Annotated in this window: 19 protein-coding genes; 6 read left to right on the top strand and 13 right to left on the bottom strand. The window is 35.4% G+C overall.

The features are described 5' to 3' along the window. Position 1: 1 nt before the first annotated feature. Genes JMN12_RS00915 through purE form a run of 5 tightly spaced genes read right to left on the bottom strand, consistent with a single transcriptional unit; the run spans position 2 to position 5193 of the window. Positions 2-478 (bottom strand): SMI1/KNR4 family protein, encoded by a 477-nt coding sequence (locus JMN12_RS00915; protein ID WP_203136212.1) that lies wholly within the window; start codon positions 476-478, stop codon positions 2-4. Between the two features lie 50 nt (positions 479-528). After that, the gene (gene ung, locus JMN12_RS00920; RefSeq protein ID WP_009413583.1) at positions 529-1194 is read right to left on the bottom strand and encodes a uracil-DNA glycosylase; all 666 of its coding nucleotides are present in this window, start codon (positions 1192-1194) and stop codon (positions 529-531) included. After that, positions 1194-3122, bottom strand: a complete 1929-nt coding sequence (locus tag JMN12_RS00925; protein WP_203136215.1) for a LysM peptidoglycan-binding domain-containing protein — start codon at positions 3120-3122, stop codon at positions 1194-1196. Before JMN12_RS00925 ends, ung begins: the two co-directional genes overlap by 1 nt. A 45-nt stretch (positions 3123-3167) precedes the next feature. Continuing rightward, entirely contained in the window at positions 3168-4715 is a 1548-nt protein-coding gene (gene guaA, locus JMN12_RS00930) for a glutamine-hydrolyzing GMP synthase (protein ID WP_203136216.1), read from the bottom strand. After that, a complete protein-coding gene (purE, locus tag JMN12_RS00935; RefSeq protein ID WP_198466107.1) occupies positions 4708-5193 on the bottom strand; it encodes a 5-(carboxyamino)imidazole ribonucleotide mutase in 486 nt (161 codons plus the stop codon). The genes guaA and purE overlap by 8 nt, the downstream gene beginning before the upstream one ends. A gap of 198 nt (positions 5194-5391) precedes the next feature. Here purE and JMN12_RS00940 point away from each other — a divergent pair, with 198 nt between their 5' ends. From JMN12_RS00940 to miaA, 4 genes are read left to right on the top strand one after another with little or no spacing between them, the layout of a single operon-like run. Continuing rightward, a complete protein-coding gene (locus JMN12_RS00940) occupies positions 5392-6639 on the top strand; it encodes a dihydroorotase (RefSeq protein WP_198466106.1) in 1248 nt (415 codons plus the stop codon). Positions 6640-6668: 29 nt separating this feature from the next. Continuing rightward, positions 6669-7328 carry an alpha/beta hydrolase gene (locus tag JMN12_RS00945; protein WP_198466105.1) on the top strand — a complete coding sequence of 220 codons (660 nt, stop codon included), beginning with the start codon at positions 6669-6671 and terminating at the stop codon, positions 7326-7328. Between the two features lies 1 nt (position 7329). Continuing rightward, on the top strand, positions 7330-8175 hold the full coding sequence (locus tag JMN12_RS00950; protein ID WP_198466104.1) for an ion transporter: 846 nt from the start codon (positions 7330-7332) through the stop codon (positions 8173-8175). Continuing rightward, positions 8159-9070: a tRNA (adenosine(37)-N6)-dimethylallyltransferase MiaA gene (gene miaA, locus JMN12_RS00955; protein ID WP_198466103.1), complete on the top strand. Its 912-nt coding sequence runs from the start codon at positions 8159-8161 to the stop codon at positions 9068-9070. The genes JMN12_RS00950 and miaA overlap by 17 nt, the downstream gene beginning before the upstream one ends. Before the next feature lie 61 nt (positions 9071-9131). On the opposite strand, the gene JMN12_RS00960 is transcribed toward miaA, so the two are convergent. The 6 genes from JMN12_RS00960 to JMN12_RS00985 form a co-directional block, all read right to left on the bottom strand. Continuing rightward, complete coding sequence (locus JMN12_RS00960; protein WP_203093541.1) at positions 9132-9653, bottom strand: hypothetical protein; 522 nt, start codon at positions 9651-9653, stop codon at positions 9132-9134. A gap of 4 nt (positions 9654-9657) precedes the next feature. After that, the gene (locus JMN12_RS00965) at positions 9658-11064 is read right to left on the bottom strand and encodes a TlpA family protein disulfide reductase (RefSeq protein ID WP_203136218.1); all 1407 of its coding nucleotides are present in this window, start codon (positions 11062-11064) and stop codon (positions 9658-9660) included. A 137-nt stretch (positions 11065-11201) separates the two neighbouring features. Beyond that, complete coding sequence (locus tag JMN12_RS00970) at positions 11202-11999, bottom strand: rhomboid family intramembrane serine protease (RefSeq protein WP_203136229.1); 798 nt, start codon at positions 11997-11999, stop codon at positions 11202-11204. Beyond that, positions 11996-13108 (bottom strand): lipid-A-disaccharide synthase, encoded by a 1113-nt coding sequence (lpxB, locus tag JMN12_RS00975; protein ID WP_203136231.1) that lies wholly within the window; start codon positions 13106-13108, stop codon positions 11996-11998. Before lpxB ends, JMN12_RS00970 begins: the two co-directional genes overlap by 4 nt. A 4-nt stretch (positions 13109-13112) precedes the next feature. Beyond that, a complete protein-coding gene (locus JMN12_RS00980; protein ID WP_203136233.1) occupies positions 13113-13808 on the bottom strand; it encodes a peptidylprolyl isomerase in 696 nt (231 codons plus the stop codon). Continuing rightward, entirely contained in the window at positions 13805-14578 is a 774-nt protein-coding gene (locus JMN12_RS00985; RefSeq protein ID WP_203136235.1) for an alpha/beta fold hydrolase, read from the bottom strand. The genes JMN12_RS00980 and JMN12_RS00985 overlap by 4 nt, the downstream gene beginning before the upstream one ends. Positions 14579-14673: 95 nt before the next feature. On the opposite strand from JMN12_RS00985, the gene JMN12_RS00990 reads away from it, so the two are divergent. Continuing rightward, a complete protein-coding gene (locus JMN12_RS00990) occupies positions 14674-15420 on the top strand; it encodes a biotin--[acetyl-CoA-carboxylase] ligase (RefSeq protein ID WP_203136237.1) in 747 nt (248 codons plus the stop codon). 10 nt (positions 15421-15430) lie between these two features. Here the strand turns inward: JMN12_RS00990 and JMN12_RS00995 are convergent, their stop codons facing one another. After that, positions 15431-15739: a hypothetical protein gene (locus JMN12_RS00995; protein WP_009413599.1), complete on the bottom strand. Its 309-nt coding sequence runs from the start codon at positions 15737-15739 to the stop codon at positions 15431-15433. Further along, positions 15739-16353, bottom strand: coding sequence for a uridine kinase (gene udk / locus JMN12_RS01000; protein WP_203080587.1), 615 nt, complete (start codon positions 16351-16353; stop codon positions 15739-15741). The genes JMN12_RS00995 and udk overlap by 1 nt, the downstream gene beginning before the upstream one ends. Positions 16354-16477: 124 nt before the next feature. Between udk and JMN12_RS01005 the strand changes: the two genes are divergently transcribed. Then, entirely contained in the window at positions 16478-17287 is an 810-nt protein-coding gene (locus tag JMN12_RS01005; RefSeq protein WP_009413601.1) for a M48 family metallopeptidase, read from the top strand. Positions 17288-17306: the final 19 nt, after the last annotated feature.

Below are 17306 nucleotides of genomic sequence, written 5' to 3' on the forward strand. Positions count from 1 at the left end.
TTTAGTTACTTTTTTTATCATATTTTTTTGAATCATCTCCCAGTATTATACTAAAAAAATGTTCTAAAAATTCTTGAAAGTTATTGGCATATAGATGCTCTTCATTCATTATATAATCTCGAATGTAAACAGGATATTCATTAGCTTGACCAGCTTCTTCTATTTTAAAGAAATAGGTTTCTTCGTCCATCTCTAAGAAAGCTAATTCGTCTTTTTGAAATAGATTGTTTTGCAAATTTACTAGATAAGTATAATAAATATCAATATCAGCATCCTCTTGATATTCAGGTGGCACAATAGTTTTAAAATCGACTCCACAAACAGTGATAAATTCATAGTTTAATAACATCTCTTTATAAATATCAGGTAAAGGAAAACCTAATTTCTTTTCTGTTTGCTCAATCCAAGTTATATTTATGAAGTCTTTGGTTCCTACAGCTATTCTGTCTTTATACTTTTCGATGATGAATTGTATCATTTTCTACAATATTATTACCTTATTATATCTTATCTTTTAATACTATCTAATTACCAGTTTATGGTTTCTTTACCTACAGATGTAAGATAGGCATTAGCTTTGCTGAAATGTTTGTTACCAAACCAATGCCCTCTATTAGCACTCAAAGGTGAAGGATGACCAGAAGTGAGTATGCAGTGTTTGGAACTATCAATAAGGTTAGCTTTCTTTTTAGCATAGCTTCCCCATAACATAAATACTACATTATTACAATGTGCTGAAACAGCTTTAATAACAGCATCTGTGAATGTTTCCCAACCTTGATTTTGGTGACTACCTGCTTCGTTGGCTCTTACGGTGAGAGTGGCGTTCAGCAGCAAAACTCCTTGCGATGCCCAGCGCTCCAAATTGCCACTGATAGGGTAGGAGGTACCTAAATCTTGCCCTATTTCCCTAAAAATATTGATAAGTGAAGGTGGGTGGGCAATGCCATCGTGTACTGAAAAACACAAACCGTTTGCCTGCCCTTCGCCGTGATAGGGGTCTTGCCCGATGATAACTACTTTCACCTTGTCCAGCGGACAATGGTCGAAAGCCGAAAATATTTGCTTTCCTTTGGGATAACAGATATTTTCGGCATATTCTTTCTTTACAAAATCGGTGAGCTGACTGAAATACGGCTTATTAAATTCTTCTTGTAATACCGACTTCCAACTTGAATCTATTTGAACGTTCATTATTTTACTTCTTTGATTTCCATATTGTCGTACTGAACAATGTAAACGCCTTGGTTTTCATATCCTCCTCCTTTATAAGAGTTTTTGAGGTAGGCAAACTTGTTCTCTAAGAATGAGGTTTCACCTATACGGGTATTGGTACTATTTAAGTTACCAGATACTCCTAAACGCAATACAGCGTCCATAGTGAGATCGAAGCCACGGATAGCATATTTATTAGGTAAAATGCCATAAGTTTTTTGATAGCGGACTGAAAAACTATCACTACCATTAGAGTATCTGTTTACAGTAGGGTAGGTGAAGTGCAAATCAGAAAGTTGATTATTAGACAAACTGTTTGAATCGAATACATTACCTCTTTCTACTGTTGCTAATATAATTTTAGGGTGGGCATTGTTTTTTTTCACTTTCAAAGCGTTGTGTAATAAGCGTACTGCTAATGACACATAACCTATATCGTTAGATTGTAACAATACTACATTTTCTTTGCTGTAGTTCAATGCATTAGCGAATCCATTTGCTGACATTTCTGTTACTACTTTGGCGTTTGGAAATGCACGTTCTAATTTGTCGCGCAAACCTGTGTTTTTGCTATCGGCTAAGATAATCATATTCTCATCAGAATAATTCTTGTTGAGGTAGTTAATCATTTGATTTTGTTGTACTTCGTCAGAAGGTAAGGTTTGATATACATTAGGATTTAACACAATGTTCTTGTTAGCTAAAGGAGCTAATACCGCAGTTTTGTTGTTGGTAATTAGTTCGGCTACAGCATTAAAGGATTTGGTAGTAAAAGGACCTATTACCACTTGTGAGTTTTGTATGTTTGCATTAGAAGTAATCTTTTTGATGTCACCTTCACTATCATAAACATTTACTTTGAATTTGTATCCCATTTTTTGGAGAGAATCCAAAGCGATGAGCGCACCAGAATAAAAATCAGTAGCGACGGGTGTGATTTTATTATCAGTAAGGCGTGCTTTTAGGGCAGCGGCTTTGTTTGTAGATCCTATATCAGCTACTTTGAAAGGTAAGATATAGCTGATTTCTTTTACATTATTAGGAGATGAAGTTGAGCGCAAAGTGTTGTTAGAGTTTTCAAAATCGTAATTAGGGGTACTAGTAAAAGGTGTATTTTTATAGCGATCGTAATTCTCTTTAGGGATCCATATTTGAGCATCGCTTTTTAGACCATCTTTTATCGTAGGGTTTAGTTTTACAATATCAGATTGTGATAAGCCGAATTTGCGTTCTAAGCTGTAAAAACCTTCACCTTTTTCTATGAGGTAAAGCACTAATTCTTTATTGGTTGCAGGACGTGTAGGAACTTCGGGTTCAGAGCTATCTACAGCTGATGCGGGCACCCATATTTCTTGACCTTCTTTTATGTTATTAGGGTTAAATCCTTTTTCTTTTTTGTTGATACGTTCCAATTCTTCGACACTTACATTGTGGTTTTTAGCAATTTTCCACAAGGTTTCCTGAGGTTTTACCACATAGCGTTTTTGTCCTTGTATACCTTTTTGTACCATATCATTTGTTTTGTTGAAAAGAGGGATAGTGATACGTTCATTTTCTTGAAGTTCGCGTGTGTAAAGGTCTAAATTATAACGTTTCAAATCGTCTATAGAAATGTTGTACTTTTGCGAAAGACCAAAGAAAGTTTCTCCTGATTTCACCAAATGAGAGGTAAAGCCTACTGGGCGCTGGGTGCTGTAGTGCTTTACCTTACTTGTAGGAATGTTGATAGTTACACCTTTCTGGATACCCTCTTTTATTCCAGGATTGAGTTTGAGAATATCGGCAGGTGAAAGGCGATAAATTTTAGCGATGCTTTCAATACTTTCGTAATTACTTGCGGTATGTTTTTGCTGTGCAAAGCTTAAGGTAATGCATAGTAAGGTGGTTAGTGTTAAAAAACGTTTCATAATGGCTTATGATTTAATTATTAATTTGTTTAACTATTAATTGTTTTATTCCCATTCAATAGTGGCGGGCGGTTTGCTGCTGATGTCGTACACTACGCGGTTTACGCCTTTCACTTTGTTGATGATATCATTAGATACTTTTTGGAGGAATTTATAAGGCAAATCTACCCAATCAGCAGTCATACCATCTACACTTTCTACAGCGCGCAAGGCTACCACACGTTCGTAAGTACGTTCATCGCCCATTACCCCTACACTATTGATAGGTAAGAGGATTGCTCCTGCTTGCCACACTTTGTCGTAAAGGTTGTACTCTTTTAGTGCATTGATGAATATGGCATCTACTTCTTGCAAAACAGCTACTTTTTCTGCAGTAATGTCGCCTAAAATGCGGATGGCCAAACCAGGACCTGGGAAAGGGTGTCGCCCTAAGAGCTCGTCACTAATACCTAAACTGCGACCTACGCGACGCACTTCGTCTTTGAAGAGCATACGCAAAGGCTCTACTACTTTCAGTTTCATATAATCGGGCAAACCTCCTACATTGTGATGAGATTTGATAGTGGCAGAAGGTCCTTTTACAGATAGAGATTCAATCACATCGGGATAAATAGTGCCTTGTGCTAACCATTGGGCGTCGGTTATTTTATGTGCTTCATCGTCAAATACTTCAATAAAAACACGTCCGATAGTTTTGCGTTTCTCTTCAGGGTCGGTTTTACCTGCTAAGGCAGAGAGAAAACGAGTTGCAGCATCTACACCTTTTACGTTCAATCCCATACCCTCATATTGTTTCAAAACACTCTCAAACTCATTCTTACGTAAAAGTCCATTATTTACAAATATACAATGCAATTGTTTCCCAATGGCTTTGTTAAGCAATACAGCGGCTACCGTTGAGTCTACCCCTCCCGATAATCCTAAGATAACTTTTTCATTACCTATTTGAGTTTTCAGATGGGCAACTGTCATTTCTACAAAATTGTCGGATGTCCAATTAGGGATGAGTTTTGCTATTTTGAAAAGAAAGTTAGCTAATAGCTTCATACCATCGGCGGAGTGGGTTACTTCGGGGTGAAACTGGATGGCGTAAGTTTCTTCACCCTCTATGCGATAAGCAGCATTTGTTACATCAGGAGTACTTGCTAAACAGATTGCACCAATAGGCAATTGTTTGATAGTGTCACTATGACTCATCCATACAACACTTCCTTCAGCAATTCCTTCAAAAAGAGGTTCTTCAGGTTTTATATAAGAGAGGTGAGCACGACCATATTCTCGTATGTTAGAAGGAGCTACTTCACCACCGCCAAAGTGTGCTAAATACTGAGCTCCATAGCATACAGCTAAAAGTGGCATTTTACCTTTCAATGCTGATAAATCGGGGTGTAAGGCTTCTGCACTTCGCACTGAATAGGGAGAACCAGAGAGTATTACAGCTGAGAAATCACTTAGATTCTCGGGTAAGTGGTTATAAGGGTGCATTTCGCAATACACATTTAATTCACGCACTCGGCGAGCGATAAGCTGAGTGTATTGTGACCCAAAATCTAATAATAAAAGGCGTGAGCCTTGAAAAGTGTTGTTATTCATCGTTAAGGGTTGCGGCAGCAGTGAGTACTGCTTGTTTCAAACTTTCTTTATAATCAATCATTTTTTGTAAAAGTACAGCATTGGCACTTGCTAATATTTGTACGGCTAATAAGCCTGCATTTTTAGCAGCATTCAAAGCTACAGTAGCAACGGGGACTCCATTTGGCATTTGCAAAATAGAAAGGATAGAATCCCAACCATCAATAGAGTTGCTGCTCTTTACAGGTACCCCTATTACAGGTAGTGGTGACATAGCGGCAACCATACCAGGCAGATGAGCTGCGCCTCCTGCTCCTGCAATAATTACCTGAATACCATTTTTATGAGCATTTGTGCTGAAATCCATCAGTTTCTGGGGGGTGCGATGTGCTGATACTATATCTACAACTGTTGTAATACCAAAGTTTTTAAGAATATCAATAGCGTCTTGCATTATGGGTAAATCACTTTTGCTTCCCATTACCACAGCTACTTTCATATATTTATATTTTTTTGGGCAAAGATACGAATAATTTGTCAATTAGCAAATTTGTCGATTAGCAAGTTGCATATTAAACTATATGATGAGTTAGATGGTTCATTTAATCTTAATTGTTAAAATTGTTAATTGTTGATTGTTAATTGTTAATTAATTTGTACCTTTGCCATAAAATTTATGAAAGCCTAAAAAGCCACTATGGATATTCTATTAAAATCAGCACGGATTATTGATCCAGAAAGTGCCTATCACAATAAAGTTAGAGATATTCTTATCTCAGGAGGTGTTATTCAGCAAGTTAGTGCATCTATTCCCCTTACTAATGAAATGCAAGTATTAGAGAATATTTATATTTCACAAGGATGGACAGATAGTAGTGTTTGTTTTGGAGAGCCAGGGTTTGAAGAACGAGAAACTTTAGCTAATGGAATGCGTACTGCTGAAAAAAGTGGTTTTACTCATCTATTAATCAATCCGCTTACGCATCCTGTGGTGGATAGTCAGTCGGGGGTAGTATATATAAAGAATAAAACTGCTCATTGTGCTGCAACAGCTCATCCTATTGGGGCACTTACCATAGAGAGTAAAGGCGAGTATCTTGCTGAGCTTTTTGATATGAAAAAAGGCGGAGCAGTGGCTTTTGGCGATTATAAAAAAGCTATTAGCAATAGTAATTTGTTAAAAATAGCCTTACAATACACCCAACCCTTTGGAGGTATTGTAATTTCCTTCCCTAATGATACTAAATTTATGGGCAAAGGAGTGGTGAATGAACATATTGAAGCTACTCGTTTGGGACTGAAAGGAATTCCTGCTTTAGCTGAAGAACTTATGGTTGCACGCGATTTAGCTGTATTAGAATATGCAGGGGGTAAATTGCATATTCCAACAATTTCTACTGCAAAGTCGGTTGCCTTAATTAGAGAAGCCAAAGCTAAAGGATTAGATGTAAGTTGCAGTGTAGCAATACATAACTTGCATTTTACAGATGAAGTGTTAGAGAACTTTAATACTAACTACAAAGTATTACCTCCTTTACGTGATACTGCTAATGTACAAGCACTTAGAGAGGCTTTGAACGAGGGAGTGATAGACTTTGTTACTTCTGATCATAATCCATTAGATATAGAATTGAAATTTAAAGAGTTTGACTGGGCGGCTTTTGGTACAATAGGATTAGAGAATGCTTTTGGAATTCTTACCCAATATACTTCTATAGAACGATCTATACAATTACTTACTTCAGCTCGCAAACGTTTTGGTATTCCTTCTACACCTATTACTGAAGGGACTTCTGCTGATATGACTTTATTTACTCCCGAAGGCTCTTCAGTTTTTACAATAAATGATATTTTGTCGGCTTCTAAAAATAGTGCTTTTATAGGCGAGACAATGAAAGGAAAAGTTATAGGTGTAATAGCTCGTAATCAGTTGGTATTGAATTAGAAACTACAAAAAGAAAACTTATAATTAAAATGATCAACAACAAAAAAATCCCATTAGAATATATTGTTAGAGAACCTCAAGTGAGGACTAAACGTCCGCCTGTAATCTTTATGTTACACGGCTATGGAAGCAATGAAGAAGATCTTTTTTCTTTTGCCGATGCTCTACCAGCTGAATATATGATTATCTCTTTTAGAGCACCTTATCATTTGGTAACTTTTGGCTATGCTTGGTATATGATTAATTTTGATACTGAACAAGAAAATTTTAGTGATAATGAACAAGCAATAGCTTCACGCGATCTTATTATGCAATGTATAGAAGAGCTTTGCAAGCTATATGATTTAGATAACAAGAATATTACATTATTAGGTTTTAGTCAAGGAAGTATCCTCAGTATGGCAATAGCACTTTCCTATCCTAAGAAAATACGCAATGTAATTGCGCTTAGTGGATATGTGAATAAAGAGATTTTAAAGGAAGGTTATGCACGTGAGAATCACTCAGCTACTCGTTTTTATGTATCACACGGTGCGAGCGATCAAGTAATTCCTGTGGAATGGGCACGACAAACTCCCGAATTTTTAAAGAATCTTGGTATTAAATACAAGTATGAAGAATTTCCTATAGGACACGGTGTATCACCACAAAACTTTTATTCTTTCCGTGATTGGCTTACCGAGCAATAGTATGGATAAAAAGATTTTCAACGCTAAATACGAACTTTTCAAACGGAAAGCTTATATCATTATTTATGGCACTAACACACCTTTAGGCAAGTTGTTTGACTTAGTGTTATTGGCTCTGATTGTTATCAGTGTGATAATGGTAATGCTTGAAACGGTGCAAGGAGTAAATGAACACTTGCACGGGGTGCTCGTGTTTATGGAGTGGGTGATTACTGTTTTCTTCTCAATGGAATATGTTTTAAGAATTATTACTAACAAAAAACCTTATCGTTATATTTTCAGCCTTTATGGTATTATTGATTTGATTTCTATATTACCTATGTACTTGTCGTTCATTACTCCTGGTGCTAAGGCTATATCGGTAACACGTGCATTGCGTTTGCTTAGAATTTTTCGTATTTTAGATTTGGTGAGCTTTATGAACCAAGGCGAAGAATTGAAAATGGCATTGCGTACTAGTAGAAATAAGATTATTATTTTTATCTATTTTGTATCGGTGATATGTGTGCTTTTGGGGTCACTGATGTATGTGATAGAAGGGCGCGAAAATGGTTTTACAAGTATTCCTCGTAGTATTTATTGGTGTATTGTTACAATGACTACCGTAGGCTATGGCGATATAGCTCCTGCAACTACCTTAGGACAAATATTAGCTTCGCTTATAATGATTCTGGGGTATGGTATCATTGCAGTGCCCACAGGTATTGTTACTGCTGAATATACCAAAATGAAAACCCAGCGTCGACGCTGCAAACACTGTAACTTTCAAAATCCTCCTGAAGCAAAATATTGTAACCAATGTGGCTCACCACTGAATGAACCTATAACAGATGCCGATAAAAAATAAGAAAACACTTCTCACTATAATAGGGCCTACAGCCATAGGCAAAACGAGTTTGGCGATAAACTTAGCTTTACACTTTGATACAGAAATTATTTCTTGTGATTCTCGTCAGTTTTTCAAAGAGATGAGCATAGGTACTGCTGTTCCTTCAGCTGAAGAATTAGCCCAAGTGAAACATCATTTTATACAACACAAATCGATATTTGACCCCTACTCAGTGGGCGATTTTGAACGTGATACTATTACTTTGCTCTCTGAGCTTTTCCAACAACACGATGTAGTGATAATGGTGGGAGGAAGTGGACTTTATGCTGATGCGGTGCTTTATGGATTAGATGATTTTCCTGAAGTTTCTACTGAAATTAGAAAAGAATTGGATGCACACTATCAAGCACAAGGAATTACCTATTTGCAAACAAAACTCAAGGATTTAGATCCAATTCAATACGGACGAATGGATATTCAAAATCCACAACGAATGATGCGAGCTTTGGAAGTGTGTATAGCATCAGGTAAACCTTATTCATCTTTTTTAAATAGGAAGGAAACTCTTAGAGATTTTACAAATATCACTATTGGACTTACTGCCGAACGAGAAGTCGTATATAATCGCATCAACGATCGAGTAGAACTAATGCTTGAAAATGGATTATTGATAGAGGCTCAAAGGCTTTTTCCTTATAAGGAACTCAATGCCTTACAAACAGTGGGATATAGAGAATTATTTGATTTTTTTGAAGGAAAAACATCTTTAGATTTTGCTATTGAAGAAATTAAGAAAAATACACGGCGTTTTGCAAAGCGACAATACACTTGGTTTTGTAAGAATAAAGATATTCATTGGTTTGAAATTAGCCAATTAAATAATTTGTCAATTAGTCAATTAGTTGATTTGTAAGAAAAATAACCAAAGTAAAAAAACTTTGGCTAATTCTATAACGTTTAATTATGTGACAATTTTATCTTAAAAATTGTTTTACTTCTTCTTTTAAGTGGCTTAATGCATTAGCTGATGGAGTTGCTTTTTCGGCAAACTCTTTAAATATACCCTCTACCATTGCTTGTGAATCTTTTAGTTCATCATTATGAGCAGCTTTCCGAATTATGTGAATAGTAGCTATTTTAGCTGTTCTGATGATTTGCCACAATTGTCCGCTTAAATATATTTGCTGTGCCAAATTGTGTTCAAACTCTTCATCTATAGAATTCACGAGAAGTATTTCGTACTCTTGTTTAGAAAAGTTGTGGGGAGGGATGCGCAAAAAGAGTTGTTGAGGAGTAATGCGTTCCAAGAAGAGTGTCATACGCTCATAAGCCTGCAAACGGATAGGTAAAGTGTATTTTTGGTTTTCTTGTTGTAGTAAGAAAAAACGTTTTCTATCCTCGTTTTGAATGTGCATTCTAAAGAAATAGAAAGCAATAGCCCCTACAATAAGCGCAGGGATACAATACATAATGAAATTGACAATTTGGTCAGACATAAATTTAAGATGCTTTATACAATAAAATTTTTTCTAAGTTAGGGCTGAATATATCTTCAAAAGCTGATATGATACGCCCGTTTTTATCTATAATTACTGATTTATTGATATTGTTGATAAGGAATTTCTGAGACAAATCCATAAAGTTGATGGAGTGATATTGGTCTGTCCATTGATTTTCAGAAATTCTCTTGCGCCATTGGTTTTTATCTTGCCCTATATCAATACCAACGAATTTTACATTAGGGAATAGACTTTTCAGTTGAGCGATTCTATTAAAAATCAAGTTAGAGAGTTCTCTTTGGTTTACTGACCAAAAGTAGTATATGGTTACTTCGGGTTTTTGTATTGCTGAAAACTTAGTGAGAGAGCCTTTGGTGTCTATCAAATCGAAATCGGGGGGGATTTGTCCAGCTTGCAAAGCGATTACATTTTTAAACACTTTATCTAATTCAGCTTTGTGTTCATTATCCTTATTATACTTTGCAAATTTATCAAAATAATCTTGATATTGAGCATGTTCTTGAATGTTAAAGATATAAGCATAAGCGGCATTTCGATATAGATTATCTCTCAAACTTCCTTTATTAAACAAGCTATCAATAATTTTAATTTTCTCTAAGTGAAAACCTAACTCTCGGTTTAGATCTACTAAGGTACTATTGTTGTGAGTGTACTTTGTAAAGGCTAAGTTATTCACATACATTACCATATAGCTATAATAAGGTCGGTAGTATTCTAAAAAGGAGTTATTATAGTCAATTTGTCTCCTATAGTTGTAGAAATCAGAGGGTAAAAGGTGGTTTGTAAGATTTTTATTCTTATCTTGATATATAAATGGATATATTTCAATCTCTTTATAGAGAGGGAATATACTGCTCACTAAGGCTATATTTTTAGCTTTTTCAGAGAGATAAGGATGATTTTTTATAAAATTATCACACTCTTTTTTCTTTATTATCAAAATGGAATCAATTTTTTCTTTATATGTTATAGGAGGGAGGGAATGATATTTTTTCAATTCATCACTTTGGATATCGATGTTACTTAGCTGTGAAAGCAAAAAGTTATTGATAGCCGATCCTTTTCCTGAAAAAGAAATACTCTCCTCAAAGCGCAAAGTATTAGCATAAACCACTAAACTATCCAAAGGTTCTAAAAATACATATTGATATTTTCCTCCTATTTCAAAATTATACAATTTACTTTCTTTGATATTTAAAGAGAAAGTAAAGTTCTTATCTTTGTTCAGGAAGGTGGTGTCAATAGGAGTATCATTAGCATATAAAACCACTAATGAATCTTTAGAGTTTGGAAAGAAACCTGTAAAAAAAGTACTATTTGTAGGTTGTTTTTTACAGCCTACTAAGGTAATGATAAGGGTTAATAATAAAAGTTTTCTCATCGTCATAAATCAAAAAATCATTCAACTATTTGTGGCAAAAGTACAAAAACTATCTAATCTAAAAAGTTAAAAGCATGTTAAATAAATAGTCAACGTGAAATATTAACATTAATTAACTTTTATAGATATTTTTTAACATACAATTACTCATTTTCTTTAGTGGCTTGAAAAAGATATTTTTTTTCTTCGTCGGTAAGGCTATCATAGCCACTGGTATTAATTTTGTTGAATAATTTTTGAATTTGGTGTTGTTTAATTCTTTGGTTTTCGGATATATGAGGCGTTTGAGGTTCTATAATAGAAGGTGTAGAAAGAGTATTGGGGCTTTTCTTGGGAGAAAAGAGGTGTTTATAACTAAAACCGACTAATATTCCGCTTAAAATTCCTCCAAAATGGGCTATTTTTCCTCCAAAATTATTAGAAATATCTATACAATCAAATAATATAAGGGCGAGAAGGAAAAACAATAATCGGATTCTAAAACTAAAGACATATATTTTATATGAGGGGAAAATAGTAACTACGAAGAACAAAAGACCTATAACAGCTGCCGAAGCTCCTAACAAGGCTTTGTTGTTAGCTATTTCGGGAGTGATATAACCCCATAATAAAAATGCAATACCTCCTCCTATCAAACTAAAAAAATAAACGCTTATGAAAGTTTTAGCTTTGAAAAGACGGAAAAATATGTGTCCAGAGAAGAACAAAAAAAGCATATTCCAAAACAAATGTTCTATATTCACGTGGTAGAAAGCATAACTGAGCAGTGTCCAAGGTCGTTCTAAAAATAGGGATATTTGTTGAGGTACACATAGCCATTGGTTCAGTTGTGATTGAGAGAATATTCCTCCATATACTAACCCTTGGGTGATACCAAAAGCTATTAGTGTGAATATAATCACTTTATTAGCGGCATTAAATTTTTGTGATAAGGAATTCATTGTTGTTGTTTTAGTATGAGTGATGCTGTTTTTTCACTAGCACCTTCACCTCCTAATTTCTCTCTAAGTTGAACATAGTCTTTAAATACTTCATATCGGTGGCGATAGGTAGAGAGTTTATCTAATTCTATCTTCAGGTTCTTTTTAGTAAGATCTCCTTGAATAAGTTCAGTTACAACCGGTTTATCCATAATGAGATTCACTAATGAGATATATTTTAGTTTGATAATACGTTTAGCGATGTGATAAGAAATCCAATTTCCTTTGTAACATACTACTTCGGGAATGTTCAATAAGGCTGTTTCAAGGGTAGCTGTACCACTGGTTACCAAAGCAGCATACGAAATTGATAGTAAATCGTAGGTTTTTCCGCTTACAAAATGTACGTTTTCCTCTTTGATAAAGCGTTGGTAAAAGTGATAGTCAATAGAAGGAGCGCCTGCAATTACGAATTGATATTGGTGATAGTCGTCTACTATAGAGAGCATTATCTTTAGCATTTTAGCAATTTCTTGTTTCCTACTCCCAGGGAGTAAGGCTATAATAGGACGATGGTCTAAGCCGTTTTCAGCTTTAAAAGTAACCTCATCTACTTCTTGTCGTTGAGCAATGGCATCAAGGAGGGGATGTCCTACAAAATGTACACGGTATTGATGTTCCTTTTCATAGAAGTCTTTTTCAAAAGGCAAAATGACGTACATAGCATCTATATCGCGTTTGATGGCTTTGATGCGATTTTCTTTCCATGCCCATATTTGAGGAGATATATAGTAATGAGTAGGGATGCCTTGCTGTTTAGCCCATTTGGCAATACGCATATTGAACCCAGGATAATCTATAAAAATGAGTATATCGGGTTTAAATTCAGAGATGTCTTTCTTACAAAAACTAATGTTTTTGAGGATAGTGCGCAAGTTGAGCAATACCTCTAAAAAACCCATAAAGGCAAGATCTTTGTAGTGCTTTACGAGGGTACCTCCCACGTTTTGCATACGATCGCCTCCCCAAAATCGAAAGTTTGCTTGAGGGTCTTTAGCAAAAAGGGCTTTCATTAAGTTAGCAGCGTGCAAGTCGCCCGATGCTTCTCCAGCGATAATATAGTATTTCATTTGTTTATTTATTAAGGATTATTACTTTCATTTTGATATCTTTAGTAGGCCAATCATCTTTACCTTCGGTAGGTACTTGATTGATTTTATCTACCACGTCCATACCTGCTATTACTTTACCAAAAGCCGTATAGTTATCGTCTAAATGATATGCACCAGGTTTTTGTACTACGATAAAAAACTCATAGGGTGAAGCGAATTGGTGTGGATTGTCGATGTCGCTACTAGGCATAGAAACAATGCCACGATGGTGTTTGAAACCTTTTTTGGTATCTGGAGGTAATAAATAAGACCCTATGGCAGCTCTCCGACGGCTTATTTCCCAAGTTTCGGAATTGCCTCCTTGTATGACAAAATTTTTTACCACTCGGTGAAAAACAGTGCCGTCAAAATATTTTTGCTTGGTGAGAAAGATAAAATTAGCGCGGTGATAGGGAGTTTCGTTAAACAATTCAATGTCGATGTTTCCATAATCGGTAATGATGCGTACAAAACGCTCTTTGTTTTCTTTCTCATATTGATTGAGAAAGGGGATTACATTATCAGTAGTGAGTGTTTCTACAGGAGCTAACTTTTCTTCTGCAACAGTTGTTGTAGTGTCTTTTGAAGTTGTTGTACTACTTTGTGTAGTAGTTGTTTTAGGTGAAGGCTCGTTACAAGCTACAGTCAATAAGCCTATCAATAATAAGTATTTTCTCATATTTGTTTCATAAAGTTACGCAATACCTCTATGGTGGCTGCTTCGTTTTCAATATATACCAGATGTCCGCCCTCTAATACAGCACTTTGCATTCCTATAGATTCGCCTAAAGCTGTCATTTTTTGGTAAGGAATTAAAGTGTCTTCTTTTCCTAAGATAAAGAGTTTTTTAGCTGAAAGATGTTGAAGTACTGAGGTACGATCGGGGCGCTCTTTCATTCCTAAAGAAGCGGCTACAATCCCCTCATTAGGTGTTGTGATACCAATGTTGATGAGTTGTTGTAGAGCAACTGTCATTGTAGTGCGGTTTTTTTCGCTAAACAAATTAGTAACAGCTGTACGTACAAATAGTTCTTTTTCTTTTTCAATAACTTTCAATACACGGTCGCGATTGGCTTTTTTTTCTTCAGAGTCGGGTAGGGGAGTAGAGTTGAGCAATACTAAACCTTCAATATTTTGTTGGAAACGCTCAGCAAAAGCAAGTGCAACATAGCCTCCCATAGAGTGTCCTACTAAGATACATTTAGAAATGTTCTCATAGTCTAAAACAGCTTTTACTTCATCAGCCATCATTTCCATAGTGTGTACGGGGGCAATAGTAGGGGTTTTTCCGTGTCCTAAAAGGTCTATACACAATATCTTATAAGTATCGGAAAGCGATTTAGAAAGTGCATTCCACACAGTACTATCTTCTAAGAAACCGTGAAGAAATACAAGTGTTTTGTTAGAGAGATTACCTTGTAAAGTATAGTAAGAAATAGGTGTTTTCATTTTAACAAATTATAGAGAGGACAAAAGTAGTAATATTTTTTTAATTTACTAATAAACAAATTGATAAATTGACAAATTATTTATACTTTTGCGCTATGAATATTATCAAATTAAAAACTGTAGATTCTACAAATCGCTATCTTAAAGAGCTCGTACATTCTGAAACCTCTTTACCTAACTTTCTCACCGTGTGGACGCCCCAACAAACGGCAGGGGTAGGACAGTATGGGGCAAAATGGCAAACAGAGCCTTATCAAAATCTTACTTTTAGTACGCTTTTTATCCCTAAAAAGCTATTGTTACAGCACGCTTTTTTGCTAAATATGTCGGTTGTTATAGCTGTGGTGAGGGCAGTAGAAGATGTTTTAAGAGAACATTTATTCACTGAAAAGCCTTGCATCAAATGGCCTAATGATATTTTAATTAATAATAAAAAAATAGGAGGAATACTGATAGAAAATGTATTACAAGGGCAACAAATAGCTAAGAGTGTCATAGGTATAGGGTTGAATGTGAATCAAATAGAGTTTGAAGGCTTGCCTAAAGCTTCTTCATTGAAAAATATTGTCAAGAAGGATTTAGATATAGAACAGCTAATGAAGCGCATTGTTAGTAATTTAGAGAAAGAATTAAGAGTAATAGAGAAAATTTCCTTTGAGGAGATATATAATGTATACAGAAAGTATTTGTTTCGTTTAGAAAAAGTATCAACTTTTAGGTTGCCTGAAGGAATACATTTTATGGGAATTATAAAAGGTGTTACTTCTATGGGAGAGTTGATAGTAGCAACTGAAGAGGTAATTAAAAAATTTTCTCTCAAACAGATAGAATTATTGTACTAATTTCTAACACCTAATTAATGGTGTCATATTCAATGATGAAAACTTCTTCATCGTCATGTTTTAAATAATACACTTCACGTCCTAATTTTTCTTTACCTTCATCAGTATAGAGGGCTTCTAATTCTTTTTTATCTCTTTCAATTTCTTTTTGTAAGAATTGTTTTTGTCGTGTGAGTTTGTCTAATTCACTGTTCATATTCCGATGTACCAAAAAGGAAGCATTGTCAAAAAAAAGCATATAGATAGTAAATACCCCCCCTACGACGAGGTATTTTTTGTATCCTTTGAAAATAGACGAAAAATTAGCTGTTTTTTTCATTATTGTTGAAAAATACGATTGTGAACAAGAGTTTTGAGGATTTCTATAGCTACAGTATTGCGGCGATTGTTAGGAATAATAATATCGGCAAATTCTTTAGCAGGTTCTATAAATTCGAGGTGCATAGGTTTGAGAGTAGTTTGGTAACGGTTGAGTACTTCGCTCACATCTCTGCCGCGTTCAGTAATGTCACGTTTAATACGGCGGATAAGTCGCTCATCGGAGTCGGCATGGACAAAAATTTTAATATCAAATAATTGGCGAATATCAGGATGGGCAAAGATGAGAATGCCTTCTACAATTACCACTTTTGTAGGGTTTACCAAAACAGTTTCGGGAGTGCGGTTGTGTTCTACAAACGAATAGGTAGGACTTTTAATAGATTTACCTTCTTTGAGAGCCAAAAGGTGTTCTTTTAGCAAATCAAAATCTATAGAATTGGGGTGGTCAAAATTTATTTTAGTGCGATCGGCAAACGATAAATGACTCAAGTCTTTATAGTAAGAATCTTGTGAAATAACGGTCACTTCTTCGCCAGAAAGTTCTTTAATTATTTGATTAACAACGGTAGTTTTACCACAACCAGTACCGCCTGTAATTCCTATGATAAGCATTTTTTCAAATTTTGCGGCAAAATTAGTAAAAAAGAGGGGATTAAAAAAATAAAAAAATGAGAAACATTTTGTAGTGTATTAAAAAAGTATTACATTTGTCGCATTAATTAAAAAGAATTTTTCGATGAAAAAAATTATCTTAACTGCGTTATGCGTAGGAGTATTTGGTTTTTGCCAAGCTCAGAAAATTAATTTAGGAAAGGCTGCAAGCGCTGTTTCTAAAGGCGCTCAAGCACTTGCTTTTAGCAACGAAGATGCTAAAAAACTTTCGAAAGAATCGGTAGAATGGATGGATAAGCACAATCCAGTGACCGATAGTAAAAGTCCTTATACCAAGCGTTTAAATCGCCTTTTTGGCAAGCACAAGAGCGAAGATGGACTCAACCTTAACTACAAAGTGTATCACGTGATTGATATCAACGCTTTTGCTTGTGCTGATGGTAGTGTGCGTGTATTCTCTTCATTGATGGATTTGATGACTGATGATGAACTTTTGGCAATCATTGGTCACGAAATAGGTCATGTGAAAAATGAAGATACTAAAGATGCCATTAAATCAGCTTATATGCGTGCAGCAGCCCAAGATGCTGCAGGAGCAGCTTCAGGAGCAGTGAGAGCTTTGAGCGACACCGAACTTGGAGAGATGGCTAATGCTATGCTTGATGCTAAACATAGTAAAAAGCAAGAATCACAAGCTGATGAATACGCTTATAACTTTATGAAAAAACACGGTTATAACGTAGTAGCTGTTTACACTGCATTCAAAAAAATGGCTTTACTTTCAGGGGGTGACACTCGAAGCAAATTTCAGAAAATGATGAGTTCACACCCCGATAGCGAAAAACGTGCTGAAGCTGCTAAAAAACGCGCTATTAAAGATGGTCTTTGGAAAGACCCTGGAGAGGTAACCCTACCTAAAACACCTATAAAATAATAACCTCTCTATCATATAA

It is taken from the genome of Capnocytophaga genosp. AHN8471, assembly GCF_016806945.1.
Classification (GTDB): domain Bacteria; phylum Bacteroidota; class Bacteroidia; order Flavobacteriales; family Flavobacteriaceae; genus Capnocytophaga; species Capnocytophaga periodontitidis.